The sequence below is a fragment of the Maricaulis sp. D1M11 genome (genome assembly GCF_047308265.1).
Taxonomy (GTDB): domain Bacteria; phylum Pseudomonadota; class Alphaproteobacteria; order Caulobacterales; family Maricaulaceae; genus Maricaulis.
The window spans coordinates 296141-320358 of the sequence record NZ_JBKQWY010000002.1; the positions used below are offsets into that span (position 1 = coordinate 296141).

The 24218-nt window shown below is 60.4% G+C and carries 26 protein-coding genes and 1 tRNA gene; 19 read left to right on the top strand and 8 right to left on the bottom strand.

All coding sequences use genetic code 11. The annotated features are described in order from the left end of the window. Nucleotides 1-97 precede the first annotated feature (97 nt). Nucleotides 98-457 carry a helix-turn-helix domain-containing protein gene (locus tag RMQ97_RS05635; RefSeq protein ID WP_413659879.1) on the top strand — a complete coding sequence of 120 codons (360 nt, stop codon included), beginning with the start codon at nt 98-100 and terminating at the stop codon, nt 455-457. Beyond that, a complete protein-coding gene (locus RMQ97_RS05640; protein ID WP_413659880.1) occupies nt 454-1143 on the top strand; it encodes a DUF6456 domain-containing protein in 690 nt (229 codons plus the stop codon). Before RMQ97_RS05635 ends, RMQ97_RS05640 begins: the two co-directional genes overlap by 4 nt. On the opposite strand, the gene RMQ97_RS05645 is transcribed toward RMQ97_RS05640, so the two are convergent. From RMQ97_RS05645 to RMQ97_RS05655, 3 genes are all read right to left on the bottom strand, one after another. Next, the gene (locus RMQ97_RS05645; RefSeq protein WP_413659881.1) at nt 1144-1560 is read right to left on the bottom strand and encodes a SufE family protein; all 417 of its coding nucleotides are present in this window, start codon (nt 1558-1560) and stop codon (nt 1144-1146) included. It abuts the gene before it with no gap. A gap of 96 nt (nt 1561-1656) precedes the next feature. After that, nucleotides 1657-1938 (bottom strand): hypothetical protein, encoded by a 282-nt coding sequence (locus RMQ97_RS05650; RefSeq protein WP_413659882.1) that lies wholly within the window; start codon nt 1936-1938, stop codon nt 1657-1659. A gap of 240 nt (nt 1939-2178) precedes the next feature. Further along, on the bottom strand, nt 2179-3303 hold the full coding sequence (locus RMQ97_RS05655) for a hypothetical protein (RefSeq protein WP_413659883.1): 1125 nt from the start codon (nt 3301-3303) through the stop codon (nt 2179-2181). A gap of 231 nt (nt 3304-3534) precedes the next feature. On the opposite strand from RMQ97_RS05655, the gene RMQ97_RS05660 reads away from it, so the two are divergent. Continuing rightward, nucleotides 3535-5265, top strand: coding sequence for a sensor histidine kinase (locus RMQ97_RS05660; RefSeq protein ID WP_413659884.1), 1731 nt, complete (start codon nt 3535-3537; stop codon nt 5263-5265). Here the strand turns inward: RMQ97_RS05660 and RMQ97_RS05665 are convergent. Then, nucleotides 5262-6146, bottom strand: a complete 885-nt coding sequence (locus RMQ97_RS05665; RefSeq protein ID WP_413659885.1) for a hypothetical protein — start codon at nt 6144-6146, stop codon at nt 5262-5264. The genes RMQ97_RS05660 and RMQ97_RS05665 overlap by 4 nt on opposite strands. Before the next feature lie 33 nt (nt 6147-6179). Next, nucleotides 6180-7928, bottom strand: coding sequence for a hypothetical protein (locus RMQ97_RS05670; RefSeq protein ID WP_413659886.1), 1749 nt, complete (start codon nt 7926-7928; stop codon nt 6180-6182). 57 nt (nt 7929-7985) lie between these two features. Here RMQ97_RS05670 and RMQ97_RS05675 point away from each other — a divergent pair, with 57 nt between their 5' ends. The 10 genes from RMQ97_RS05675 to RMQ97_RS05720 all read left to right on the top strand — a co-directional run bounded on the left by RMQ97_RS05675 (nt 7986) and on the right by RMQ97_RS05720 (nt 15909). Then, nucleotides 7986-8321 carry a DUF1491 family protein gene (locus RMQ97_RS05675; RefSeq protein WP_413659887.1) on the top strand — a complete coding sequence of 112 codons (336 nt, stop codon included), beginning with the start codon at nt 7986-7988 and terminating at the stop codon, nt 8319-8321. Nucleotides 8322-8377: 56 nt separating this feature from the next. After that, a complete protein-coding gene (locus tag RMQ97_RS05680; protein WP_413659888.1) occupies nt 8378-8794 on the top strand; it encodes a hypothetical protein in 417 nt (138 codons plus the stop codon). A gap of 41 nt (nt 8795-8835) precedes the next feature. Further along, complete coding sequence (locus RMQ97_RS05685; RefSeq protein ID WP_413659889.1) at nt 8836-10443, top strand: peptide chain release factor 3; 1608 nt, start codon at nt 8836-8838, stop codon at nt 10441-10443. Continuing rightward, nucleotides 10443-11621, top strand: a complete 1179-nt coding sequence (locus RMQ97_RS05690; protein ID WP_413659890.1) for a mechanosensitive ion channel family protein — start codon at nt 10443-10445, stop codon at nt 11619-11621. The genes RMQ97_RS05685 and RMQ97_RS05690 overlap by 1 nt, the downstream gene beginning before the upstream one ends. A gap of 35 nt (nt 11622-11656) precedes the next feature. Then, entirely contained in the window at nt 11657-12148 is a 492-nt protein-coding gene (locus RMQ97_RS05695; protein WP_413659891.1) for a hypothetical protein, read from the top strand. A 108-nt stretch (nt 12149-12256) separates the two neighbouring features. After that, nucleotides 12257-12814, top strand: a complete 558-nt coding sequence (locus tag RMQ97_RS05700) for a hypothetical protein (protein ID WP_413659892.1) — start codon at nt 12257-12259, stop codon at nt 12812-12814. 72 nt (nt 12815-12886) lie between these two features. Next, on the top strand, nt 12887-14224 hold the full coding sequence (gene gltX / locus RMQ97_RS05705) for a glutamate--tRNA ligase (RefSeq protein WP_413659893.1): 1338 nt from the start codon (nt 12887-12889) through the stop codon (nt 14222-14224). A gap of 231 nt (nt 14225-14455) precedes the next feature. Beyond that, nucleotides 14456-15313, top strand: coding sequence for an alpha/beta fold hydrolase (locus RMQ97_RS05710; RefSeq protein WP_413659894.1), 858 nt, complete (start codon nt 14456-14458; stop codon nt 15311-15313). A gap of 9 nt (nt 15314-15322) precedes the next feature. Beyond that, nucleotides 15323-15709: a hypothetical protein gene (locus tag RMQ97_RS05715; RefSeq protein WP_413659895.1), complete on the top strand. Its 387-nt coding sequence runs from the start codon at nt 15323-15325 to the stop codon at nt 15707-15709. Next, on the top strand, nt 15706-15909 hold the full coding sequence (locus RMQ97_RS05720; RefSeq protein ID WP_413659896.1) for a helix-turn-helix transcriptional regulator: 204 nt from the start codon (nt 15706-15708) through the stop codon (nt 15907-15909). Before RMQ97_RS05715 ends, RMQ97_RS05720 begins: the two co-directional genes overlap by 4 nt. On the opposite strand, the gene RMQ97_RS05725 is transcribed toward RMQ97_RS05720, so the two are convergent. Further along, the gene (locus tag RMQ97_RS05725) at nt 15906-16469 is read right to left on the bottom strand and encodes a TIGR00730 family Rossman fold protein (RefSeq protein ID WP_413659897.1); all 564 of its coding nucleotides are present in this window, start codon (nt 16467-16469) and stop codon (nt 15906-15908) included. The two genes, RMQ97_RS05720 and RMQ97_RS05725, sit on opposite strands and share 4 nt — an antisense overlap. Nucleotides 16470-16603: 134 nt before the next feature. On the opposite strand from RMQ97_RS05725, the gene RMQ97_RS05730 reads away from it, so the two are divergent. The 4 genes from RMQ97_RS05730 (at nt 16604) to RMQ97_RS05745 (ending at nt 21115) form a co-directional block, all read left to right on the top strand. After that, a complete protein-coding gene (locus RMQ97_RS05730) occupies nt 16604-17584 on the top strand; it encodes a LysM peptidoglycan-binding domain-containing protein (RefSeq protein ID WP_413659898.1) in 981 nt (326 codons plus the stop codon). A 75-nt stretch (nt 17585-17659) separates the two neighbouring features. Then, nucleotides 17660-19525 (top strand): ABCB family ABC transporter ATP-binding protein/permease, encoded by a 1866-nt coding sequence (locus RMQ97_RS05735; protein ID WP_413659899.1) that lies wholly within the window; start codon nt 17660-17662, stop codon nt 19523-19525. A gap of 110 nt (nt 19526-19635) precedes the next feature. After that, a complete protein-coding gene (locus RMQ97_RS05740) occupies nt 19636-20322 on the top strand; it encodes an SET domain-containing protein-lysine N-methyltransferase (protein WP_413659900.1) in 687 nt (228 codons plus the stop codon). Nucleotides 20323-20401: 79 nt separating this feature from the next. After that, on the top strand, nt 20402-21115 hold the full coding sequence (locus RMQ97_RS05745; RefSeq protein WP_413659901.1) for a prephenate dehydrogenase/arogenate dehydrogenase family protein: 714 nt from the start codon (nt 20402-20404) through the stop codon (nt 21113-21115). Here RMQ97_RS05745 and RMQ97_RS05750 read toward each other — a convergent pair. Next, on the bottom strand, nt 21112-22902 hold the full coding sequence (locus tag RMQ97_RS05750; RefSeq protein ID WP_413659902.1) for an amidase: 1791 nt from the start codon (nt 22900-22902) through the stop codon (nt 21112-21114). The genes RMQ97_RS05745 and RMQ97_RS05750 overlap by 4 nt on opposite strands. Nucleotides 22903-23135: 233 nt before the next feature. Then, nucleotides 23136-23211, bottom strand: a tRNA-Asn gene (locus RMQ97_RS05755). A 499-nt stretch (nt 23212-23710) separates the two neighbouring features. Between RMQ97_RS05755 and RMQ97_RS05760 the strand changes: the two genes are divergently transcribed. Continuing rightward, nucleotides 23711-24061 (top strand): Mpo1-like protein, encoded by a 351-nt coding sequence (locus RMQ97_RS05760; RefSeq protein WP_413659903.1) that lies wholly within the window; start codon nt 23711-23713, stop codon nt 24059-24061. 5 nt (nt 24062-24066) lie between these two features. After that, nucleotides 24067-24207 carry a DUF2256 domain-containing protein gene (locus RMQ97_RS05765; protein ID WP_413659904.1) on the top strand — a complete coding sequence of 47 codons (141 nt, stop codon included), beginning with the start codon at nt 24067-24069 and terminating at the stop codon, nt 24205-24207. Nucleotides 24208-24218: the final 11 nt, after the last annotated feature.

Sequence of the window (24218 nt, forward strand, 5' to 3'; positions counted from 1 at the left end):
CAGGTTGTGGGGCATTAATTTGTCACGCATTAGGAATATTATCCCCATATGGGACGCAGGTCCTAGCATAGCCCTGTCACGCCGAGAGGAGGTCAGCATGCAGAGCGAGACTTTGGGGATGAATTCACAACACGCACAGGCAGAGTTTACCGCCCGCGCACATCTGGTCCGTCACGCCGTGGCCTATGCCTTTGGTGTGTCGGCCGATGATCTGTCAGCGCCCACTCGTCGCAGTCGCAAGAGCGCCTTTGCGCGTCAGGCGGCAATGTATCTGGCCCATGTTGCCTTTGAGTGGCCACTGGGCCGAGTGGGGCAGGCGTTTGGCCGAGACCGGTCAACCGCGGCTCATGCCTGTCATCTCATCGAGGACATGCGGGATGATGCCGAGTTCGACGCGCGCATGGACGCTTTGGAAGCCGGGTTGAAATCCATCCCCGGTGCGGGGGGCGCGCCATGAGTGCGCCGGTTTGGATGAAACGCCTCGCTCGCCCGGAAACCCGGCTGGTGCAGGACGAGACGGGGCAATGGGTGGTGCGTGCCGGGAAGGGGCAAGGGCGCACACTGGCGCGGCTGTCATTGGCGCGGTTTCGCGAGGCGCGTCGCCAGTCCTGGCTTCATGATTGTAAAACCGGTGGATTTGACCTGAGCGAGGAGGGGCAAAGGGCGTTCGAACGATTGGCCGGTCAATTACCCGGCAAGGCGAAACAGCCTCGTACTCTAATCGAAGAGACAGGTGAGATCTGCCCCAATGCCGTCACCTGTGCGTCGGATCCCTTGTCCCGCTGGAGCGGCGAGGGCGGTTGGCTCAGCGCGGGTGAACACGCGGCGGGCACTCGTTTGATAGAAGACTGGTCCCGCTCCTCCCTGAACCCCCGGATGACAGCGGACTGGCTGCGTGTGCCGGGCGGGGGCCGGGGCGGTCCGGAAGAGGCCAGCCTGTCTGCGATCGCGGCAAAGGACCGGGTGATGCGCGCGCTCGAGATGGCTGGACCGGCCCTGTCACGCCTTTTGACTCATGTCTGTTTTCGGCAGGATCCGCTGGGTGCGTTGGAACACTCGGAGGGGTGGCCGGCACGATCGGGTAAACTGGCACTCAAGCTGGCTTTGCAGGCTGTGGCCCGCAGTTATGGCATGCCGGTGTGATCAGGCCGCTGACTCTGCCACGCGTCGTATCCGGTTCATCATGGAGACAAGGCCATTGGAGCGTTGCGGAGAGAGGTGTTCTGACAGGCCGATGCGTTCCAGAACCGCTTTTGCATCAACAGACAGGATCTCCTGCGCGGTACGATTGGAATAGATCCGCACCATCAGGGCTGCAAGACCGCGCACGATGTGGGCATCGCTATCAGCGTGAAAGAGAATGTGGTTGTCCGGCGTTGTTTCATGGACGAGCCAGACCTGGCTAACACAGCCTTTCACGCGTGTGTCCTCGGTCTTCTGGTTTTCATCCAGCCCGTCCAGGGCCTTGCCCATATCAATGAGATAGGCGTAGCGCTCTTCCCAGTCGCCGAGGAAGTCAAATTCCTCGACCAGGTCTTCGATGTCTGTGTGAATGCTCATGGTGAGCGGGGAGGTAGCCTGCCTGCCGTGGTGGGGCAAGGCGTCAATCTGTATCAGGCGCATCAATGGAGGGAAGACGCACCCGATGGCCCAAGATCAACGGTTGGCGTCGTCCGCTTCCAGGGCTGCCTCAACCCGCTCGCTGGCTGTGTCAGCCAGGAAAACAGTGATACGAGCGGCTTCTTCACCGACTTCGCACATTGCCTCGCGGCCTTCGCACCATTCATCTACGGCGGTGTTTCCATCAAACAGCGGGCCGTCTGTAGCCAGGGATGCAGTGTCAAAAGAGAAGGGAAGCTCGATGTCACTGCCGGCGAAATTCGCAGGGATGAAAAGGCTGACAACACCCAGCCAGAACGCAGCGCGCAGAATAAACATCGGGACTTCCTCCATTGGCTCTGCACTTTTCAATGCAGGATGGAGGCTAGGAAAAACAGCGCAAGATTGCGAGCGAAAGCCCTGTTAACCAAAAATAACGTCCGAAACTGGAGCAAAATGTTTTCTTAAAATTTTTCTCAAGTCTTACCTGTTCCTGAATGGTACACACTTTGTTAACGAACAACGGCGCGGGCCAGAGGCGCCGCGCCGTGTTTCATTCTTCGAAAAACAGGGAAGAGATCAGCCGTTGCTGGCTGACAGGCAATTGCTGACGTCGAGCAGGGCATGTTCTGCGATGCAGAAACTGTCTTCGTATTTGAAGTGACCCGCGGCTACACACTGCTGCATGTCCAGACGGACCCAGGCGAGGCAGCGCTCGACGGTCGGGTCGGTCATTAACGCTTCAAGAGCCTGGGTGGTGGCCATGGGATCATCAGAGATCGACTGGAGGGCGGCTACAGAGAGCACCCGGCCGACCCGGTTTTCGTCCGCAGAGAGCTGGCCCTGGCCAACGGCAAGCGTCAGCGCGGGGGCGCCAGTCGTGGCCGAGGCATCGGCGACAAGAGCGGTATCGGTGCGGAAAAGCTGAGAGGCGGCGCGTCCGGTATCCATCTGGGCCTGGAAGGCTTCAACGGCCGCATTATTCATATCCAGATCGCGCTCACCGGCGGTCTCCAGAGCCGTCAGACGATCCTGACGGTCCTGGGCGCGAACATTTGCCCAGCGCTCATTCTGCAGGTTATAGGCGGCAATGCGATATTGTTCGGCGACATCACGGATCTCGTCTGCATCGCTCTCAAGCGCGCCCGCTACGGCTTGTTCAGCGGTTTCGGCGGTAGAGAAGCTGGTGATATAGGTCGGATCATTCACCAGACCTTCCATGGCCGCGTCCGTGCCATAGAAGTCTGCAGCTTCACGCACTTCATCGATGAAGTCGGGATGCTGAGCTGCGATCAGAGCGGTATAGGCCACCCAGGCCCGCGCCAGACGATCTTCGCCATAATAAGCGGACAGTCGATCCATTGCGGCGTCAAGATCATCGGCTGAGGCAATTGGCGCGTCACGGAGATCTGCAACGGTGCGGTGGAAGCTCGCATAATGGGCGGCGTCCGCGAGCGTTCCGGTAAGGGCTGTTTCGGCCTCAGTTCCGGTCGTGGAGCCCGCATCGAGCTGGAGGACCGGTTCCGGCGCTGCGGCAAGGAGGATGGTTTCGGCGTTTGCTTCGCTCTCGGCGGTGGCGGCGTCGCTTTTGATCGCACTCGCTTCCGCAGACAAGGCGAGTTCGGCCTCGGCAGCGGCAAGCGCCGCATTTTTATCGTCGTCCAGAGCTGAAACCGCCAGCACACCGGCCAAAATTGCAATCATCGGTTTACTCCCACTCCCGCAGCGGATAGCCCGTCCGCCTTAATTGCCGTCTGACACCATACTGACTCCAGTTGGCCTTGCGTCCAACCCTTGAATCGCCTCGTTATGTAAACAGACTTGCCGGTTTTAAACCGTAAACGCGACAAGTTTATAATTTAGGCTTTGTTAACGATTGGGGCGAAAGCTCCGGCCAAGAGGGATAGGACTGAGTCGCACACCAAAATGGCGCATATGGGATCTGACATCATTGGCTGGGCTGTCCGTCGCGGCGGCGCGTTCATCAACCTTATATGGCTGGTGAATGTGGGCGTCGCTGCGGTCACGATCTGGCCGGATTTGACGGGTCCGGTGTGGCTTAATGCTCTTGGGCTGGGTGCGGTCGCGGCTCCTGCTATTGCCGGTATTCTTCTGGGTGCGCGGATCGAACGCAATTTTGAACGTTTTGCGCTCGCTCTGTTCTGGACAGGGATGGCCGCTGGCCTTGCAGCAACCGGTGGCGGTCTGACCGGTCCGGCCGTCTTTGCGTTTCTGCTTCCGCCTGCCGTCGCTGCAGCCCAGGGCGACCGGGAGGCCATTCTCAAATCCGCCGCTCTGTCGGGACTGGCCGCGCTGGTTGTCGGCGCATTGCAACTGGCGGGCTTTATTGGTCCGGCCCAGCTTGGTGCGACCTTGTTTGCGCCCTTTATGCTGGGGGCAACGCTGGCGATTGCCTTTGGCTTTGCCTGTGCGGCGCTGCGCGCTATCCGGCTGCATGACCAGGTTCGAGACCTGGCAGAGCGCAGCCGGGTGCGCGTGCAGGCCTTTGACCAGGCACCCGCCGCTCTGGTGGCATGTGATGAAGACGGGCAGATCCAGGCCAGCTCCATCGGGCTGCGCGCCTTGCTGCCGGGCCTACCGCGTCAGCTGGATAATTTGCCCCTGTCGGATTTCGGTTTTGATGAGCCCGAGCGACATCAGCTGGACCGTTTGGCCCGGATCGCCGGTCTTAAGCCGGCCGAGGACACGCTGGGCATGCGCGGCGCACGCGGGCGGGAGCTGATGGTGCGCTTGCAAAGCCGCCCGATCCCTGGCGGGTCGGTCAATGTTTTAGTCCCTGATGTTCGCTCCGCGGTGGATGGGGAATTGAACCAGATGGAACGCGAGCGCGACCGGGCACTCGAAGACTCACGCGCGAAATCTCAATATCTCGCATCGGTCAGTCACGAGTTGCGGACGCCGCTGAATGCGATCATCGGATTCTCCGATGTCATGAAGGCGCGCCTGTTTGGCCCTTTGCCGGCGCGGTACGCCGAATATGCAGACCTTATTCATGAAAGTGGTCAGCACCTGGTGGAATTGATTGGTGATGTGCTGGACATGTCCAAGATCGAAGCCGACCGGTATCAGCTCTTCCTGGAAGAGTTTGACGTGGCCGAAGTTGTTTCCATTGCGGCCAAGCTCATGCGTCTGCAGGCAGAAGAAGCCGGGCTGAGCCTGGCTGTCGAGGCCAGTGATGCCTCAATCCCGGTGAAGGCGGACCGCAAGGCGCTGCGCCAGATCCTGTTGAACCTGCTCTCCAATGCCGTGAAATTCACGCCGCAAGGCGGTGCTGTGGTGGTCATGACCCGAATGCGGGGTGATGATCTGGTTCTGGCTGTCGGCGATAGTGGTGTGGGTATTTCTACGGACGAGGCGGAACGTCTGGGTCAGCCCTATCAACAGACTGCCAGTGCTGACCGGGCAGCGAGCCGTGGTACGGGACTGGGCCTGTCGCTTGTGCGGGCCCTGGCGGAGCTGCATGGCGGCACAATGGAAATCGCCAGCCGTCCCGGGGAAGGGACGACCGTGACCATTACCTTGCCGGTTATTCGTCGTGACCGGGCCCGGATTGATACGCTTCCCAATATGGATGTGCATGACCAGATCCGGCGCGCCCAGCAGGCCCAGTCCACACTGGGGCCAAACATCGCCGAGGCGCGCTAGCCTTCGGCAAACCGACCGCTGCGAATAAAGCTCAGCGCGGCGGCAAAATCGCCGACTTCCAGAAAATGCGAACGGATGACGCGGCCATTGCGATCAAAGAAATCCAGACGCACGCTTTCGCGCGGATCCTGATTGCTCAGGGCCGACAGCACGCTGTCGGGAAATTGCAGGATACGGGTGTTGCGGGTGTCAAACAGATCCGGGGCCTGTCGGGTCTGGAGCTCGGTGCTCGCCCAGATCACCCGGCGCGCGCTGTCAGGGGGTGTGAACCGCACCCAGTCCTCATCGTGGGCCACCTGGACCAGACCGCCCAGGCTGGGATCGAACAGGCCGGGATGGCGTTCTGTATCCCGCACGATCAGGGCGACGGAGGAAAAATCGCGGCTGTCTTCAATGGCGATGGTGAAGGCGAGCTCGCTGCCAATGCGGGCCAGTCCGGCCTTGAATTGCGTCTGGTCCTGCAGGATCTGCCAGCCCGCTCCGGTATAGCCCGCCATACGATTGGCGTCCCAGCTCTGACCGGAGCCCGGAAAGCGCATGTGGATCAGTCCTGACCAGGCGGCATAGGCGCCGTGGACGCGCTGTTGCAGGGCGAGGACCTCACGGTCATGACACGACATGGAGCGGGTTTCAGAGGCGAGCGCCGTATCGAAACGGTCCAGCTGCTCGTCGGGATAGCCGCCTTGCAGAAGCTGATTACGGCTCTGTGCCCAGCCCGTATCCAGCGCCGTGCGTTCGTCGGCGGAAAACAGACCGCACCGATCATCGAGCTGGCGTGCTGTGGAGCGCTCCACAAACACGTCTTCCGCTGACATCTGTCCCCAGGCCGGACCACTCAAAACAAGGCCGGCCAACACCATCAAAAACCTGGAACGGTTCATCCGCTCTCTCCCAAAGCTGGGAGAGGTTTACCACTAAGCGTTTGACGAGCGATGAACGCGACGACGCCAAATCCCGCGGATCAGGATAAGAAAGGCTAAACCAAACATCACGAAAGCCAGATCGCGGGTATGGTCGAGTGCAAACTCGCGCCAGCGGTCCTGCAAGGTCGGGGCGGCGACGGAATAGTCATACACCGTGACACCACGTTCGCTCCAGATGACGGCGCGCCCCTCCAGAGATCCCCACAGATCAGACCGGGCGAGGCTGCGACCGGCGGTCTCGAATGAGCCCACGGCAGTGGTGGTCAGGGCCCCGATCCAACGGCCGTCCGTGTCAGAGAACAGGCTGGCGACCCCTAGATTGACGGTCTCGGCATTGGCGGCCTCCGGTCCATCGGCGTAAGCGGCGGCGGCGAGGCGCATCAGGCCGCGCTGGCCCTGACTGCGTTCGGCGGCGCGCATGGCGGCGTGCATTTCTGACGGGGCATAGCGCTGAACCAGCGGGTGCATGTCGGCGCCCGGGCCCAGTACCAGAAGATTGTGATTGCCGGGTGCAGGGGTATCGCTCTCGCCGTACCAGGCATAGAGCCAGGCCTGTTCACTGATTAGTGCACTGCGGGCGAGGATGGAGAGGGCTCCGAAACGGTCTTCCTCGGAATTACCCGACAGGATGACAGCCGTCCGGGATCCCTGATCGGCAGAGAAGGGCAGGCCGGACGTGGCAAAGGTGCGAAGGTCTGCATTGGTGCCCACCATGGCGCGGGCATCGCGGGCCATGCCCTGACCCAGTCGTGCAGCGGAGACAGCGTCCGCGGCAGCAAAGCTCTGATCGAAACCGGCGAGAGACCGGGCTGCAAACAGGCGTGCGGCGGCGGTGGCCTCGTCACGATTGCGACCGGTCAAGATCAGGCGAGGCTGACGTGCCGGCATATAGACAAGGGCCGGTCCGGCAAGCCGCAATTGGGCGTCGACGGCGGATTGTTCGGCCGGGTTCAGGTCCTCATAGGCACCCATGCGTACGACCAGGTCTGCGCTGTCGACATCACCGCTCAGAAGGGGCACGACACCGGCGCGCAGGGCCAGGCCCTGGGCGACAAGACCTTCCATGGCCGCGCGCTCATCACTGGCTTCGCTGATGAGGGCGATCCGGCGCGGCGCAGCAAAATCGGCCGACAGATTGCTTTCCAGCGCTTCGAGGCTCGAAATCGATCCGGTCTGTTGCAGGCTGAGGCGCAGGGAGGAGCGCTCGGCATCGACAATCCAGCCGGCATCCGCAGTGTCAGCGGAATAGGAGATCGACAGCGTGTTGTCGCCCGGTCGGAAATCGGCGGAATAAAGGGCGAAGCGTGCTTCCATGGCGCGGGCTTGCGGGCGAATGACGATCGGATCGCCATTATTGACCCGCACGCTGATCCGTCCATTGGACAGGTCACTTGCCGGACGGGCGGCCAGTCTCAGCCAGGCGCCATCCGCATGGATTTCATTGGGCAGGCTGACCGGGATGTCTACAACATCCCGGCTGGGGGTCAGAATAAAGGCGGTCGTGCCCCGGGCGATATCGGCCAGGGCGCGTTCTTCCGCGACAGCCTGAATCGGCGTATCTGTTCCGAACGCCAATTCAATCCCGGCCAAGGCCGAATTGTGCTCAATGGCGGACGTGGCGATCGTGGATGTGGCTTGGCCGACCTCATCCAGACCCTGACTGGACCATGCGCTTCCTGCCAAGCCTGCAAACAGTGCAGCCGACAGGGCGATCACACCCAACTGACTCCGTACTAACATGATACGCTCCCTCACCCGTTTACACTCTATTAAGCAATTGCCCTGCCATCAACGGAAATGAGCGATCTCAAAGCAAAATTCTGGGTCGATGCCCTGATCCGACGTGCCCAGTCAGGGTTGGCCCATGCATATGTCGTGCACAGGGGCGATGCCGATGCCGGGGCCGTGTTGGTGAAACTGGTTTTGCCTCAGCGCAAATCCTGCCTGTTCGTGCCGATACGGGACGCGAAGGGGGATAGAATCTGGATGAAACCGTTCGGAAACGACGCAGATGAGAATCTGGTGGACGCGGATATCGCTCGGCGTTTGGACCGCGACGAGGATCTCTGGGTGATCGAGATCGAGGACCGTCTTCAGCGACATTTTCTCACCGAGCCGGTGGAAGAAAATTAAGGGTCTTGCGTCATATTTGAGGCGTTCCGAGTTTAGACACCTTTGAGTTCCGTTCGATGTTGTTTTTGTTCAACGATGTCGTCTTCGATCTGGGAGATCTCGTCAGCCTGCTCAATGATGGCAGCCTGCCGCTGCCCGTTGCCGAGCTGGACAAGCTTGAGCCGGGGCAATTGATGGATCTGGTGCGTGAGGCGATCTTTACCCAGCCGGACCTGCCGCATGTCAGGGAGGATCAGACCCGGCATTTGTGCGCCCTGCTGGCCTATCGGATTGAGGGAGCGAACGGCCTGTTGGCGATAAAGCCGGACGAGGCGACCCATTACCGCGAGGTTGGACTGCGTTTTGCCAATATCCCGATGGTTGTACTGGCCGGACTATGGGCGTCGCAGATCGATCAGGGGCGGTTGAGCGTCAATGAAGTCAACAGCGAGGTCTGGCTGCGTACCGCTGAAGACTTGCGGTCAACGGGTTGAACGCGCTAATCCCGGCGCTTGTCGAGATTTGCGAGCGATTCATGACTTCATCCCCTGCCGCCGGTGCCGAATGGGCGCGCCGTCGTAGCTTTGCCATTATCTCCCATCCGGACGCCGGTAAGACCACACTCACCGAGACCATGCTGCTCACAGCCGGGGCGATCCGTCTGGCCGGCCAGGTCAAGGCAAGGGGTGAGAGCCGGCGGACCAGCTCGGACTGGATGAAGATCGAGCAGGAGCGCGGGATCTCGGTCTCGGCCTCTGTCATGACGTTTGAACACAAGGGTTTGTTGTTCAACCTGCTCGATACGCCCGGCCACGAAGACTTCTCCGAAGATACCTATCGCACGCTCACCGCAGCAGACAGCGCGATCATGGTGCTCGATGCCGCAAAGGGTGTGGAGCCGCGGACGTTGAAGCTCGTGGAAGTGTGCCGCCTGCGCGATATCCCGATCGTGACTTTCATCAACAAGATGGATCGCGAAGCGCTCGATCCGATCGAGTTGCTGGAAGATATCCAGGAAAAACTGGCCCTCGATGCGACGCCGATGCAATGGCCGTCCGGATCGGGGAACCGGTTCCGTGGCGTGGTTGATCTGCATCGCGACGAGTTTGTGGTCTATCAACGTCCGGGCGAGCAGAGACAGGCCGGAGAGCCGACGGAACGTGTCGCTATGAACGGCAATTCCATCACCGAAATCCTCACCGAGGAGGAACTCGACGAGGTGAAGGAAGGCGCGGAAGTCGCCACCGAGCTGTGTCCGCCCTTCGACCAGCAGGCGTTTCTGGAAGGCCATCGCACGCCAGTCTTTTTTGGCACAGCTCTACGTGATTTTGGCGTTCGCGATATGCTCGACAGCATGGCGGACTTTATTCCCGGCCCGGCACCACTGGAAGCCGATGTGAACGGCAAGGCCAGCGAGATTGATCCCGGCGGCAAGGAAGTGGCCGGCTTTGTGTTCAAGGTCCAGGCGAATATGGACCCCAATCACCGGGACCGCGTCGCCTTTCTCCGATTGAGCTCGGGCAAGTTCCGGCGCGGCATGAAGCTCAAAACCGATAGCGGCAAGCAGATCACGGTGTCTGCGCCGGTGATGTTCTTTGCCCAGGACCGCGAGATTGCCGATGAGGCGTTTGCCGGTGATGTGATCGGTGTGCCCAATCACGGGACGCTGCGTGTGGGAGACAGCCTGTCAGAGAGCGGCAAGATTCGCTTCTCGGGCATTCCCAATTTCGCCCCTGAAATCCTGCGCCGGGCTCGTCTGGCCGATCCTCTCAAGGCCAAACACCTCAAAAAGGCGCTGGAAAGCCTGGCAGAGGAGGGGGTGACCCAGTTGTTCCGGCCCACCATTGGCGGTGACTTTATTGTCGGTGCGGTTGGACAGCTGCAGATCGATGTGATGCGCGAACGTGTGAAGGCGGAATACGGGCTGGACGTGGATTTTGAACCCGCTCCCTATGACACCGCGCGGTGGCTGGGCGGTGATGACGACAAGGTCGAGGCGTTTGCCGACCGGCATAAATCCGCGATGGCCGAGGATATTGGCGGGGATCCGGTCTTTCTGGCCAAGAGCGCCTGGGAAGTGTCTTACTCCGAAGAAAAGTTTCCCGATGTCAGATTTCATCGGGCCAAGGAGCGGCGCGGGTAATGGACGAGAATACGGTGATGTCAGATCTGGAGCGTTTCTGGGGCCTCTTTATGGAGGTGTGGAACACGTCTTTTCTCGGTGTGAGCGTGGGACATGGTGTGGGCGCCCTGCTCGTCCTGCTCATTGGCTTTGTGTTCCGCTCGGGGCTCGCCAAGCTGATCGTCCGGCGGCTCAAGGCCTGGGCGGAGAAGACTGAAAACCAGATTGATGATGCGGTCGTGTCGGCACTTGCCGGCCCGCTCAAGCTCGTCCCGGTCATTATATCTTTGTTTTTCGCCCTGCGCATCCTACAGGCCGGCGCCGAAGATCAGGGTTTCTTCATCGGGGATGGAGCCAATATCGTGCGCTCGATGATCGTGATCGCGATCTTCTGGGCTCTGCACAATGCGGTGGATCCGGTGATGCACCTGTTGCGCGCTCTCAAAAACGCGCTGACACCGGTCATGCTCGACTGGTTGACCAAGGCGCTGCGTATCATCTTCATCATTGTAGGGGCCGCCGCTGTCTTGCAGGTGTGGAATATCCCTGTCGGTCCGATCATTGCCGGTTTTGGTCTGTTCGGCGTGGCGGTCGGTCTGGGAGCGCAGGATCTGTTCCGCAATCTGATCGCCGGTATTTTGATCCTCGCTGAAAAACGCTTCGTACCGGGCGAGTGGATCAAGGTGGATGGCGTTGTCGAAGGCACGGTTGAGGAGATCAATTTCCGCTCCACACTGGTGCGCCGTTTCGACAAAGGGCCGGTCTATGTGCCCAATTCGAAACTCTCGGACAATGCGGTGACCAATTTCTCCCGCATGACCCACCGCCGGACTTATTGGATCATTGGCGTTCGGTATGACACACGGGTCGAACAGCTCCAGGAGATCCGGGACAAAGTGCTCGACTATGTGTTGACGCACCCGGAATACGCCAAACCGCCGGAAGTCTCCACCTTCATGCGTGTGGACCGGTTCAGCGCGTCCTCGATCGATTTCATGCTGTACTGCTTCACCAAGACGACAAACTGGGGCGAGTGGCTGCGCCTCAAGGAAGATCTGGCGTTCAAGATCAAGACCATTGTGGAAGAGGCGGGAACAGACTTCGCCTTTCCCTCGTCTTCGGTGTATCTGGAAACCGGGGCAGAGATGTTCACGCCCCCGGCTGAACCATCTAAGTCTGACACATCCAGGGCTGAGTAATCCACGGCCATAAATCTCGCGGCGGAGTAGGAGATATGCAGGCAGGATTTTGGCAGGGTATTTTCAGGCCAGCCCTCGCATTCTGGGGTGCCGCGCTGATTGTCGTCCTGGTCGGCGCAGGCCTTCACTACGGCTTTGAAATCTGGACCCTGAAACAGGCCGCACCCGATCTTGAAATTCCTGTACCGGGCGTATCGCTGATGATCACGATCGTGCTGGCGCTGGGTCTTACGGGCACGATCCTTGCGCTGGTCTGTGCGCTTCCCGGGGTCTTGCTGATTGTCCTGATCCGCAAAATGGGGTGGCCACGCCCGATCGCCGATGCCGGAATGGCGCTGATCCTTGCCGTCATCGCGCAGATTCTGGTTTTGGCCTATGCCCGGTCAGGCGGTGATCTGTGGGACATGACAGGCCTTGTCCGGGCTGTGACCGGGCAACCCCATCGTCTCGTCATTGCCGGACTGGCCGGGGCTGTGGGTGGCTTGACCTATGCAGGACTGGCCGGCGTACGGCGCCCGGACGTCTGACGGATATCACACCCATAAACAGGCCTGCGTCACCGCGCCTCATGGTGGTTTCTAGTTGTTCTGCTATTTCTGTTTTGACAGAAACAAGCGACAGAAGGCGAGCGCATCATGAGCCTTGCAGCAAAAGCATCCGGCCTGGAACTGACTGAAAAGGACAGGGTCGAAACGCAAAGTTTTGACAGGGAGGGACGCCTCGATTGGTGGAAGCATGTCGTGCGCCCGGTTCTTGCGTGGTTGGCGGCGTGTTACGCCGCCGGCGTTGCGATTATCTCGCTGCTGTTTTGGAGTGGAGTGTTGAGTGGGGGGCATTCAGCCCATGACTGGACACTCTTTGTTATGGCACCGGTTGCAGGGCTCCTCATGGGTTGGATCCCTGGTCTTCATGTCGCTGTTCTGACCTCTCTGCCCATGCCGTTCATCGTCTTTGTCATCCGGTTGAACACATGGCGCCGGGGCCGTCCCGATGTCCTGCTCAGCGGGGTGATGGGGGCTGTGTTAAGCCAGCTCATGGTGCAGCAACAATGGGAAGACAGTCCAAGCGTAGCGGCGATGTGGACCGCCGTGTTTTTTGTTGCGGGCATGGTCGGGGGTTGGGTGTATTGTGCGTTGGCCGGGCATTTTTCCCATTGTCGGCGCAGGGGCGATGACACTTGTCCTGAAGCCTAGGCTTGGATAAGCCCTGCGGCTTGATCTAAAAGGCGGGCGGCAGATCCGCCCGCTCATCCAAGGCCCGTATTCATGACCAAAGTCCGTTTCGCCCCCAGCCCGACCGGCCGCCTCCATGTCGGCAATGTCCGCACGGCGCTGTTCAACTACCTCTTCGCGCGCAAGGCCGGTGGGACATTCGTCTTGCGGATTGATGATACGGATCTCGAGCGTTCCACGTCGGAGTATGAAGACGGTATCCGTGAGGACCTGACCTGGCTGGGGCTTCAGTGGGACGAGACGTTCAAACAGTCCGAGCGTTTCGACCGGTATGCGGCCGCGGCGGAAACACTCAAGGCCATGGGTCTGCTCTACCCGTGTTATGAGACGGGCGAGGAGCTGGAGCGCAAGCGTCGCCTGCAAATGGCCAATGGGCGTCCGCCGGTCTATGACCGCGCGGCCCTCTCGCTCAGCGAGACGGACAAGGCACAGCTGGAAGCCGAGGGTCACAAACCGCACTGGCGGTTCAAACTGTCCGGTCAGCCCATCAGCTGGGAGGATATGGTCCGGGGATCGGTCACTATCGACACCACGTCCCTGTCCGATCCGATCCTGATCCGCGAAGACGGTTCCTATCTCTACACATTGCCCAGCGTGGTGGATGATATTGAGGCGGGTATCACGCACATCATCCGCGGTGAGGACCACACGACCAATTCCGGTGCCCAGATCGAGATCTTCGAGGCGCTAGGAAGCAAGGCACCGATGTTCGGTCACCAGGCCCTGCTGGTCGGCGCAGATGGTGGCAAGCTGTCAAAACGTCTGGGGTCTTTGTCGATGGGTGATTTGCGCGATACGCAGGGCCTGGAGCCGATGGCTGTCAACTCCCTGCTCGCCAAGCTGGGCACATCGGATGCGATTGACGCCTTCGAAGCGCTCGACGGTCTGCTGGACGGATTTGATCTGTCCAAGTTGTCACGCGCACCCGCCCGTTTCGATGAAGACGATCTCAAACGCCTCAATGCCAAGCTGGTGCACGGCATGGCCTATACACAGGTCCAGCCGCGCCTGGCTGCGATGGGAGCTGATGCCGGTGAAGCCTTCTGGCTGGCGGTTCAACCCAATCTGGAACGCCTGTCCGATGCCAAGACCTGGGCCGGGCTGGTGTCCGGACCGGTGACGCCGCTGATCGAAGACGCGGAGTATGCCGCGCAGGCTCTGACCTTCCTGCCCGAGGGTGAGCTGACCGCCGAGAGCTGGGGAGCGTGGACCGCACGTATCAAGGCGGAAACCGGTCGCAAGGGCCGGGGTCTATTCATGCCCTTGCGGCAGATGCTGACCGGTGAAAGTCATGGTCCGGACATGGCGGCGCTGTTGCCGCTGATCGGCCGGAGCACCGTTGAGGCGCGTCTGAAAGGTGAAACGGCCTGATCCGTCCCTGAAGCCAAATTATTGAAACCATTGAAGGGCGGTCGCGATGCGGCCGCCCTTTGTCGTGTTTGCGAGATATTTTGTCAGGTTTCCTTGACAGTGAAGCGGGCATATGTCAGGTTAACGTGACACATCGTCATGGAGACAAGACATGAAATCGAGCAAGAGTATCAATGCGGGCGTCTGGGTCGCGATCATCCTGGCCATACTGTTTGGTGCGGGGGTGATCGGATGATGGTTCGTTTAAGCATAATGGCCTTGGCGCTGGGGCTGAGCACGCCGGCGATGGCCGATCCGACCTATAGTGTGGAGCGGCGGGGGCAGGAGGATCAGCGTAGCGTGATTTTTATCCCCGGGCTCGCCTCACACGGCGACGTCTGGCACGATACAGCCGATAGCCTGGACGTGGATGCGCATATCGTGACCCTTGCCGGATTTGGCGGACTGGCTCCGGCAGAGCGCACGGACAGTGTTGTTGAGACCGCGGTTGCCGATATCTCGGCCTATATCGAGGCGGAAGGTCTGGACGACGTGGTGCTGGTCGGCCATTCCATGGGGGCCCAGATCGCGCTGCAGGTGGCGGCGGCAGAACCCGACGAGGTCAGTGCGGTCGTGGTTGTCGATAGTGCACCGTTTTTTGCCCGCCTGTTCAATCCGGTCATCACCGCTGACCAGGCCCGGACCTATGGACAGAGCATGTCCGCCCAGATGGCGTCCATGCCGCGGGAGAGCTGGCTCGCGACGTCGCGTCAGGGCTTGCCCATCCAGTCGATGACAGCGCAGGGACAGGCCCGTGTCATGTCCTGGATGGAAGCGTCGGATCAGGCCACGGTTGCCACCGCCTTCGGTGAGATCGCCGGTACGGATTTCAGCCCGGTTCTGGCCGAGGTGCAGGCGCCGGTACGCATTCTGATTGCCTGGTCGCCGGCCATGCCGGTTTCAGGCGAACAGATCGAGGCCGGATACGCCGCGCAGTATGCCACTTTGCCTGATTATGACATCGTGCGTATCGAGCCGAGTCAGCATTTTATCATGCTGGACCAATCCGAAGCGTTCACGGCGCAATTGCGTCAGGTTCTGGCACAATAGGGGGACGAGATGGCGTTCAACTCACGTCGATACACCATTCATTTTGGCGGTGCCATGATGGCCTATACTGTGGTCCTCATTGCATCCATCGCGGCCCTCAACCGTCTCGAGCTGGATGTGCTGCCGGCCGTCCTGATCGCTCTGGCCCCGGTCCTGCCGGTTCTGTATGCGCTGCGGGCCTATGTGGTGGAATTCCGCTCCATTGATGAATTCCAGCGCCGTATTCAGGCGGAGGCGATCATCTGGTCGGCGGGACTGGTCGGGTTTGGCAGTTTCGCCTGGGGATTTGTGGAGATTGCCGTGGATGTGCCGCGCGTGTCTTTCATCTGGATCCTCCCGGCATTGATCGCCGTGTATGGCCTGACCCAGTGTGTCCTCATGTGGCGATTCAAATGAAGAATCGCCTGCGTGTGCTCCGGGCGGAGCGAAAATGGTCCCAGGCCGAACTGGCAGGACGGGTTGATGTCTCGCGACAGGCCATCAATGCTGTGGAGACGGGCAAGCATGACCCGTCCCTCAGCCTGGCCTTCGCCCTGGCCGGTGCGTTCGACCTGAAGATCGAGGACGTGTTTGACCCCGAAGGTGAGGCGGACTAGCTGTCCGCCTCTGGCATTTTAGACACGAGGTAATCGATGGCCGACTGCGGATCGGCTTCGAGCACCAGGTGGTCGGCAATGGATTGCGGGGAAAAGGCTTCGGTGACCGTGTGCTGGATCAACTGGATCAGCGGCTGCCAGAACCCGTCTACATCCAGGAAGACGATGGGTTTGTTGTGCAGGCCCAGTTGCTGGCGCGAGATCACATCGAAAACCTCTTCCAGCGTACCGGTGCCGCCCGGCATGATCACATAGGCGTCAGATTCGCCGATCAATTGCTGTTTGCGAACGGACATCGATTCAACAATGCGCATTTCTACACCGTCCAGCTGACCTTCACGGGCGATCAGAAAACCGGGAATAATCCCCAGAACCGAACCGCCTTCCGCAGCGGCGGTGGAGGCGGATACGCCCATCAATCCAACATCCCCGCCGCCATAGACCAGGCGACATCCGGCCCTTGCAATGGCACGTCCGATCTGTTCGGCTGCTTCTTCATAGCTGGGACGCGCGCCCAGACGTGAGCCGCAGAAGACACCAATCGACCTTAGTTTCGCCATGTGATCACCGCGCTTGCTTGTTTTTAACGAGAGGCATGATATTCGCCCAAAAGTGTCGGCGCGAGGATTGCATCAGTGCCGGACATGTCCGATAGCAGTTCCCACGACCTTTTAATGGTTACAGGAGTCTTTTCATGACGCCCATGCGGTCGTTCATCATTGCCGGCCTTCTCGCGATTCTAGCGATCGGTGCCGCTGCAACTTACATTCTCACCTCGTCGGGTCCGGACCCGGTTGTCGAGGATCCAGTTGAAAACCTGACCGAAGCCGAAACACCGGACGAGATCGAAACCGAGGTTGCGGTCAGTATCGCACCGCCTAGCTTTGATATTGTTCGGATCGATTTGCCGGGCACGGCTGTGATCGCCGGACGTGGCGAGCCCGGAGCCCTGATCGAAGTGCTGGCCAATGGCGAGCGTGTGGTCAGTGAAACCATTGATGAGCGTGGCGAGTGGACGTTCGTGGTGGTTGAACCGCTTCCGGCCGGGGCGATTGAGCTGAGCCTGCGCATGACGCTGGAGAATGGTCAGAGCATCCTGTCTGAACAGGTGGTTGCTGTCTCTATTCCCGAAACACGCGATGCCACGCCACTGGTTGTGCTGGGGCGTCCCGGCGAAGCCAGCCAGGTGCTGCAGGGACCGTTTCGGGGTGTCGAGATGGATTCACTGATGCTGGCGACCATTGATTATGATGAAACCGGCGCCGTGGTCTTTGCCGGCCGTGGTGAGACGGGCATGACGGTGCGGATCTTTGCCAACGGCGCGAGTGTGGGCGAGGCCCGTGTGGGCCGTGGTGGGCGCTGGACGATTCTCGCCGATGCACTGTTGCCGCCTGGCGTGTATGAGCTCCAAGTTGATCAGGTTGATGCGGACGGACGTGTGGTGGCGGTGATCGTATTGCCCTTCGAGCGCGTGGCCGCCGATGCGCTTGACCTGGGCCCCGACCGTGTCGTGGTGCAGCCGGGTAATTCCCTGTGGCGTCTGGCCCGTCGCCTGTATGGCGAAGGCGTCCAGTATACGGTGATCTATGAGGCCAATCGCGACCAGATCCGGGATCCCAACCTGATCTATCCTGGTCAGGTCTTCTCGGCTCCGCGCGAAGAGGGTCAGCCCTGATCACGGGCATGCGTGCATGGGGGAAATGTCTCCTCCATGCTGGCAGGGGCGCGGTGATCCGCCTATGTAGGGGGAATGAAACCCTCTACCCCGCTTTCTGACGACGAAAACGCCCAGGCGCCGCAAGGTTCACTGGGAACAGCGATGGCGCGCCTGTTTGCACTGCTCGCTTCGCCCGACATGTCTCGCTGGCGGGTCCGCATGGTGGTGGCTCTGGTGCTGACCCTGATCGCCAAGGTGCTGGCCGTGTCCGCTCCGGTCTATTTCGGTGAAGGCATTAATGCCATTTCCCAGGGGGCAAACGCCGCGTCCGGTGTTCTGGGCGCCTTCGTTCTTGCCTTTGTCCTATATGCGGGTGCACGTTTCCTGTCTGTGGGCTTGCCGCAATTGCGCGATGCGATGTTTGCGCCAGTCAGCCAGGATGCCCAGCGACTGGTGGCGGTGCGCACATTTGGACATGTCCAGCGCCTGTCGCTGAATTTCCATCAGAGCAAGCGCACGGGCGCGCTCAACAGGATTATCGACCGGGGTGCCCGGGCGGTGGATTTCCTGATGCGCTTCCTCATTTTCAATATCGCTCCGACCCTGGTCGAGCTGGTTCTGGCGGCGGGTGTGTTGAGCCTCAATTATGGCTGGGAATTTGCGGTGATCGCCGTGATCACTGTGGTGAGCTACATGGCGCTGACCTGGTCGGTGACCGAGTGGCGCGTCAAAATCCGTCGGCAAATGAACGAGGCCGATAATGAGGCCAATGCCCGGGCCGTAGATACGCTGATCAATTTCGAGACCGTGAAAGCGTTTGCGGCAGAGCGTCGCGAAACGGATCTCTATGATACCGCGCTGACGCGCTATGCCTCGGCGGCCTCACGTTCGCAGTCCTCCCTGGCTCTGCTCAATGGCGCCCAGGCCGGCATTATGAATGCGGGTCTTTTGGCGATGGCGCTGATGGCGGGCTGGAAGGCCTGGCAAGGCGCGCTCCTGCCCGGTGATGTCGCCGCGGTGACCCTGATCCTGATGAATATCTACCAGCCGCTCAACATTCTGGGCTGGGCGTATCGCGAGATCAAACAGGGGGCGGTCGATATGGAGCGCATGTTCGACACTCTCAAACTCCAGCCCGATGTGGCAGATGCAGACCAGGCGCCTGAGCTTGCCCTGTCGGGAGGGGCGGTGACCTTCGAGGACGTGCACTACAGTCATGAAGGCCGCAGCCGGTCGCTCGCCGGGGTTCATATGTCTGTCGTCCCCGGGTCTTTCGTGGGGATTTGCGGACCTTCAGGCGCCGGCAAATCCACGCTGCTGCGGTTGCTTTTCCGGTTCTACGATCCTGATGCGGGGCGTGTTCTGATCGATGGCCAGGATCTGCGCCAGGTTACCCAGGACAGTGTGCGCGAGGCCCTGGGGCTGGTTCCGCAGGATGTGGTGCTCTTTAACGATACCTTGCGCTCCAATGTCGTCTATGGCCGTCCGGAGGCGTCGGATGATGCGGTAATCGAAGCGCTCAAACAGGCCCAGCTCGGCGATTTCCTGGACCGATTGCCCGATGGTCTTGATACCAAGGTCGGTGAACGCGGCCTCAAACTTTCCGGCGGCGAGAAACAGCGCGTGGGCGTGGCGCGGGCTATTTTGAAAGACCCGGCTGTGCTGGTGCTGGACGAGGCCACCTCGGCGCTCGACAGCCAGACAGAAACAGAAATCCGGGCTGCACTGGCCAAGGCCGCTGAAGGCCGCACAACGATTGCCGTGGCCCACCGTCTTTCAACCATCGCGGATGCAGACCGCATCATTGTGCTGGATGAGGGACGTGTCGCGGAAAGCGGGACACATGCCGAACTGCTCGCGCTGGACGGCCTGTACGCCGATATGTGGGCGCGTCAGGCTGAGGCCGGACAGGGCGGCGCGATGGCAGTGATGCAGCCCGAAGCACACATGACCTCCTAGAGACAGTTAACCGGGAAAGAGAAGCGGAATAAGTCTATTCACCTTGTCCGTGTATTGAGTTGGACATCCCTTTCAAGTGTGCATGTTCTGCACGTGCGAGGGGTGATGTCATGAATATTTCCGGTGAATACCTGGTGTGTAATCGAACCGATGCAGGGCATTGGTTCGAACGAATTGTACTCAATGATCGTGATGACGCGATCTGGGGGTGGATCCTGCCTCTGGAACGGCCGACCGATGCCCCTGTCCGGTTCTCCGGCAAGCGGGTGGGCGAGGACCGGTTTTTAGCCCGCCTGGCGCCACGCCGCGGCAGTTGGCGACTGAATGGCCGGATGGACGGTCAGATCGTCTGGGATCAGTCCGGCCAGACCATCCTCACCGGACAGCGCCGCAATGGTGCCGCAGGCTCAGCACTTCGTTTTGTCGGAGAGCACGACCCACGCTTGGACATCCGGGCGAGTGGTATCGCCGGACGCGGGCTGCATGCCCATCGCGAGATCCGCGCGGGCGAGGAAATCACGCCCATTCGAGGTCAGATGACACGGGTTCAAACACCGTATTCAGTGCGGATTACCGACGAACAGCATTGTGAGCCGCATGGCTTTATCCGCTATGTGAACCACGCCTGTGTGGCCAATGCGCTGATCGACGCCAGCAACACAGCACGCCCGGTTCTGCGCGCGAAAACCGATATTGCGCCGGGTGATGAGATCAGCTTCGACTATATCGAAAACGAAGGTCAGATTGTCGGTGGGTTTGAGTGTCAGTGCGACGCACCGGAACACCGTATCTCCTGATACACGCATGACTGCCATCATGACTTGGCGCGCGCGCAGGCGCGTGGCCTCATGCCGCCTCATGTGAGGGGAGGCCAGCATGGTGCAAATTGGATGGATCGGACTGGGGGCGTTTGGTCAACTGGCCGTTGGGCACCTGTCAGCTCATGCCGAGATAGCGGGTTATGATCCTCGCGCGGTCGATCTCGACGGGGTGAGCCGGGTCAGCCTTGCCGACGCCGCCATGCGCGATCATGTGGTATTGGCGGTCCCTGTGCAGGCGATCGAAGAGGTGGCGCGGGAGATCGCGCCTCATCTCCGACCGGGCGCGACGGTGTATGATGTCGCCTCAGTGAAAGTGAAGCCTCTGGCGTCTCTTGACGCCATTTTGCCGCCCGACATCCAACTCATCGGTACCCACCCGCTCTTTGGTCCGCAGAGTGCGGCCCGGGGCGTGGCCGGGTTGGATATTGTGATGTGTCCCATGCGTGGCAGTGATGCGAGGCCGGTGGGAGAATTCCTTCGTGAGGCTTTGTCCCTGACCGTGCACCATTCAGACGCGCACAGCCATGACCGGGCGATGGCGAGCGTGCAGGGGCTGACCCACCTGGTGGCCAAGGTTCTGGCGCAGATCGAGCCCGACGCTCAGCCCTATACAACGCGCAGCTATGATCTTCTCATGCAGGCCGCCGGACTGGTGAAGGATGATAGCGACGCCTTGTTCCGCGCGATTGAACAGCTCAACCCCTATTCCCACCAGGTGCGGGAAGCCTTTTTCAAGGCCGCCCGCGATCTGGATGAGCGATTGCGCTAGGCAAAGCCGGGTGGCCGCTCGCCGGTAACAGTCAGCCGCCGTTCGATCTCGCGCCCCAGGGCCAGAAGCCGTCCTTCCTCGAAGAGAGGGGCCCACAGGCTGGTGGTTTGAGGGACGCGATGCGTCTCGTCCGTCTCCCCTACGGCATCACCGAAGATCGACCGCGTCGGCAGCTCATTGAAGCCTGATTTGATGGCCAATTGTGGATGCCCGGTGAAATTGGTGATCACCAGGAGGGCGTTGGCGAAATTGGGCCCAATGATCAGGTCGACGTCCTGGAAGATCTCATGCATCGCCTGCATGATTTGTCGGCGCATGCGATCCGCATTGATCATATCCACCGCCGAGATGAACCGGGCCCGGCGGAATGTGTTCGGCCACGCGGCAGGGTCCTGCCAGACCAGGGTGTCGTCATCATCGCTGAGTGTGAGGTGTTCGAACGCGGCGGCTGCCTCGGCTTCCAGATTGGTGATAAGCGCATCATACGGCAGGTCGGGCAGTTCGATCTCGACCAGCTCAACTCCGGCAGCGCGGGCCGCCTCAAGTGTGGCCCGGTCGGCATCTGATCCAGACTCGAACCACTCAGGGCGATACCCGACACGCAATGTGTTCAAAGCCACCGAACGACCGTCATCAAGACCATGGTCGAGCGATGACGGGTCGCCGGCGTCGGAACCGAGAAGGGCGTTCAACACCCAGCCTGTATCGTCGACATGGCGACAGATCGGGCCGATCTTGTCGAGCGACCAGCACAATGCCATGGCCCCTGTTCGAGACACGCGTCCGAACGTGGGGCGCAGCCCTGTGGTGCCGCACCGATTGGACGGGGAGACAATGGAGCCCAGGGTTTCGGTGCCGATTGCAAAACTGACCAGACCGGCCGACGTGGCGGAGGCGGAACCGGCTGACGACCCGGACGACCCCTCCTGTGTGTTCCAGGGATTGCGGGTGATGCCGTCGAACCAGCGATCACCATAGGCCAGAGCACCATTGGTCGTTTTACCCAGAAGGACAGCGCCGGCTTCGCGGAGATGGCGGGTGGCGCTGGCATCCGTCTGGGCAATACGATCTCGATAGGGGGTCGCGCCCCAGGTGGCCGGAACGTCGGCGACGTCAATAATGTCCTTCATTCCATAGGGCAGACCGTGCAGCAGGCCTCGATCTTCGCCCCGGGCCAATTCGGCATCAGCCTCGTCAGCCTGTGCCCGCGCGATGTCGGCGGTGACGGTAACAAAACATTCCAGCTGTGGTGCCAGGCGTTCGATGCGGTCCAGATAAATCTCGGTCAGGCGGCGCGATGTCAGCAGGCCTGCGCGCAACATGTGAGCCTGCGTAGTCAGGCTGGCGAAGGCGATATCTGTATCGGTCTCCGGCAGGGGAAGGGCGGGTGTGATATCGCTGAAAGCGCCGTCGCTGGCCGGATTGGCGTAGGCATGACCGGGCAAACGCGGGTCGAAAACGAGAGCCGGAGCGAGCTCATTGGGTTTTTCAACCTGGCGCAGCCGGGTCATTCGATTGATCCAGCCATCCAGCCCGTCAAGCAGTTGCGTCCGTTCGGCATCGCTGTAGCGTACGTCGAACAGTTTTTCGGCGGACGAAATGTCGTTTGCTGTCACCGCCGTGTCGGAAACCGGTTCCGAACCCGCGCCCACGGCATCCGCGAGCGTGCTGGAATCGGCCTCGTCCGCAGGCGTACAGGCGCCGGCGGCTAGACCGAGCGCGCCGACAGCGGCGGTCTTCATGAACAGGCGGCGCGAGGCGGCCGGTGACTGGGTTGGATCGCTCATTGTTTCCCCTCATTGAATGGGGAAACAGACTAGAGACACTCTTCGTGTGCCGACAAGGGAAAGCCGCAAATCAGACGGGCCGGTGCGCGGAATGCACGCCAAAGGCCGCGCGGCAGGTTAATCCGCGAAGGGGTGACGCGTGGACTACAGAAGCGTGGACTACAGAAGCGTGGACTACAGAAGCGTGGACTGCAGCAGATTGTTTGTTTCGGGTAATGTACCACTTGAAGGAATGGCTCCCCCGGACGGGCTCGAACCGCCGACCCGGTGATTAACAGTCACCTGCTCTACCAACTGAGCTACAGGGGAAAACCGTTCTCTCTCAAGCGAGAGACGCGCTTATATCTCCGACCCCGCCGGGAATGCAAGCACTCAGATGCGGCTTCTTGCAGCGATTGCTGCAAAAAAAATCGGGAGCCGCAAGAGGCTCCCGAAAAGGCATTGGGTGGATGGTGGGGTGTCTTCACGGGAAGACACGTACACCCTGGCTTCAGACCTCTTAAAGAGCCGTTAATTCGCATCTCCAAATGCGGTCAATGGTTTATCGTGATTGCCGAATTCCTAATGGATTCAGTGCAATGCATCGAAAATTGCAGAAGAAGCCCGGCGCGCCGATTAGCCTTGTTTTGCACGCGGATCGGGCCGAATCACTCCGAATCACAGGCGAATCACCCCGTCTTGGTAAGATTGATTAACCTTAACGCCGCCACCGGATTCGCCAGGCGGGCCGCGTCGTGTCATGCTGGTTTTTCAAAAGCCGGAAGACAGTCGCCAAGACTGCGCGCGGCGAACGGGGAGTGATAAAGCGATGCGTGAATACAGTACATTTGCCGAGTTCTGGCCCTTCTATCTGCGCGAACATGCGAAGCCGGCGACCCGCGCCTGGCATTATGTGGGTTCAGCTCTGGCCTTGTCAGTTTTCATCGGTGCGGTGTTTACGAGAAATGCCTGGTGGATCCTGGCCGTGCCGCTGTCCGGCTATTTCTTTGCCTGGGTCAGTCATGCCTTCGTCGAGCGCAACAAGCCGGCCACCTTCACCTATCCGCTGTGGTCATTGATTGCGGATTATCGCATGTTTTTCCTGTTTCTCGCCGGACGCCTGGGCGCGCACCTGGTGGCCGCCGGAGTGACGGATACAAAACAGTCCGCCGACGCCTAACGGTCATGCCGCGCCACAAGAGCCGTCATCCCAAGCCCGAGAAACTCTGTACCACGTGCGGGCGCCCCTTCGCCTGGCGCAAGAAGTGGGAAAAGGTCTGGGAAGAGGTGCGCTATTGTTCGGAACGGTGCCGAACGTCGCGCTAGCCGGAAACTGC

Bases quoted from the DNA above. Each gene is read 5' to 3' on its own strand.
- RMQ97_RS05635 (WP_413659879.1), top strand. From the start codon at position 98: ATGCAGAGCGAGACTTTGGGGATGAATTCACAACACGCACAGGCAGAG.
- RMQ97_RS05640 (WP_413659880.1), top strand. From the start codon at position 454: ATGAGTGCGCCGGTTTGGATGAAACGCCTCGCTCGCCCGGAAACCCGG.
- RMQ97_RS05645 (WP_413659881.1), bottom strand. From the start codon at position 1,560: ATGAGCATTCACACAGACATCGAAGACCTGGTCGAGGAATTTGACTTC.
- RMQ97_RS05650 (WP_413659882.1), bottom strand. From the start codon at position 1,938: ATGTTTATTCTGCGCGCTGCGTTCTGGCTGGGTGTTGTCAGCCTTTTC.
- RMQ97_RS05655 (WP_413659883.1), bottom strand. From the start codon at position 3,303: ATGATTGCAATTTTGGCCGGTGTGCTGGCGGTTTCAGCTCTGGACGAC.
- RMQ97_RS05660 (WP_413659884.1), top strand. From the start codon at position 3,535: ATGGGATCTGACATCATTGGCTGGGCTGTCCGTCGCGGCGGCGCGTTC.
- RMQ97_RS05665 (WP_413659885.1), bottom strand. From the start codon at position 6,146: ATGAACCGTTCCAGGTTTTTGATGGTGTTGGCCGGCCTTGTTTTGAGT.
- RMQ97_RS05670 (WP_413659886.1), bottom strand. From the start codon at position 7,928: ATGTTAGTACGGAGTCAGTTGGGTGTGATCGCCCTGTCGGCTGCACTG.
- RMQ97_RS05675 (WP_413659887.1), top strand. From the start codon at position 7,986: ATGAGCGATCTCAAAGCAAAATTCTGGGTCGATGCCCTGATCCGACGT.
- RMQ97_RS05680 (WP_413659888.1), top strand. From the start codon at position 8,378: ATGTTGTTTTTGTTCAACGATGTCGTCTTCGATCTGGGAGATCTCGTC.
- RMQ97_RS05685 (WP_413659889.1), top strand. From the start codon at position 8,836: ATGACTTCATCCCCTGCCGCCGGTGCCGAATGGGCGCGCCGTCGTAGC.
- RMQ97_RS05690 (WP_413659890.1), top strand. From the start codon at position 10,443: ATGGACGAGAATACGGTGATGTCAGATCTGGAGCGTTTCTGGGGCCTC.
- RMQ97_RS05695 (WP_413659891.1), top strand. From the start codon at position 11,657: ATGCAGGCAGGATTTTGGCAGGGTATTTTCAGGCCAGCCCTCGCATTC.
- RMQ97_RS05700 (WP_413659892.1), top strand. From the start codon at position 12,257: ATGAGCCTTGCAGCAAAAGCATCCGGCCTGGAACTGACTGAAAAGGAC.
- gltX (WP_413659893.1), top strand. From the start codon at position 12,887: ATGACCAAAGTCCGTTTCGCCCCCAGCCCGACCGGCCGCCTCCATGTC.
- RMQ97_RS05710 (WP_413659894.1), top strand. From the start codon at position 14,456: ATGATGGTTCGTTTAAGCATAATGGCCTTGGCGCTGGGGCTGAGCACG.
- RMQ97_RS05715 (WP_413659895.1), top strand. From the start codon at position 15,323: ATGGCGTTCAACTCACGTCGATACACCATTCATTTTGGCGGTGCCATG.
- RMQ97_RS05720 (WP_413659896.1), top strand. From the start codon at position 15,706: ATGAAGAATCGCCTGCGTGTGCTCCGGGCGGAGCGAAAATGGTCCCAG.
- RMQ97_RS05725 (WP_413659897.1), bottom strand. From the start codon at position 16,469: ATGGCGAAACTAAGGTCGATTGGTGTCTTCTGCGGCTCACGTCTGGGC.
- RMQ97_RS05730 (WP_413659898.1), top strand. From the start codon at position 16,604: ATGACGCCCATGCGGTCGTTCATCATTGCCGGCCTTCTCGCGATTCTA.
- RMQ97_RS05735 (WP_413659899.1), top strand. From the start codon at position 17,660: ATGAAACCCTCTACCCCGCTTTCTGACGACGAAAACGCCCAGGCGCCG.
- RMQ97_RS05740 (WP_413659900.1), top strand. From the start codon at position 19,636: ATGAATATTTCCGGTGAATACCTGGTGTGTAATCGAACCGATGCAGGG.
- RMQ97_RS05745 (WP_413659901.1), top strand. From the start codon at position 20,402: ATGGTGCAAATTGGATGGATCGGACTGGGGGCGTTTGGTCAACTGGCC.
- RMQ97_RS05750 (WP_413659902.1), bottom strand. From the start codon at position 22,902: ATGAGCGATCCAACCCAGTCACCGGCCGCCTCGCGCCGCCTGTTCATG.
- RMQ97_RS05760 (WP_413659903.1), top strand. From the start codon at position 23,711: ATGCGTGAATACAGTACATTTGCCGAGTTCTGGCCCTTCTATCTGCGC.
- RMQ97_RS05765 (WP_413659904.1), top strand. From the start codon at position 24,067: ATGCCGCGCCACAAGAGCCGTCATCCCAAGCCCGAGAAACTCTGTACC.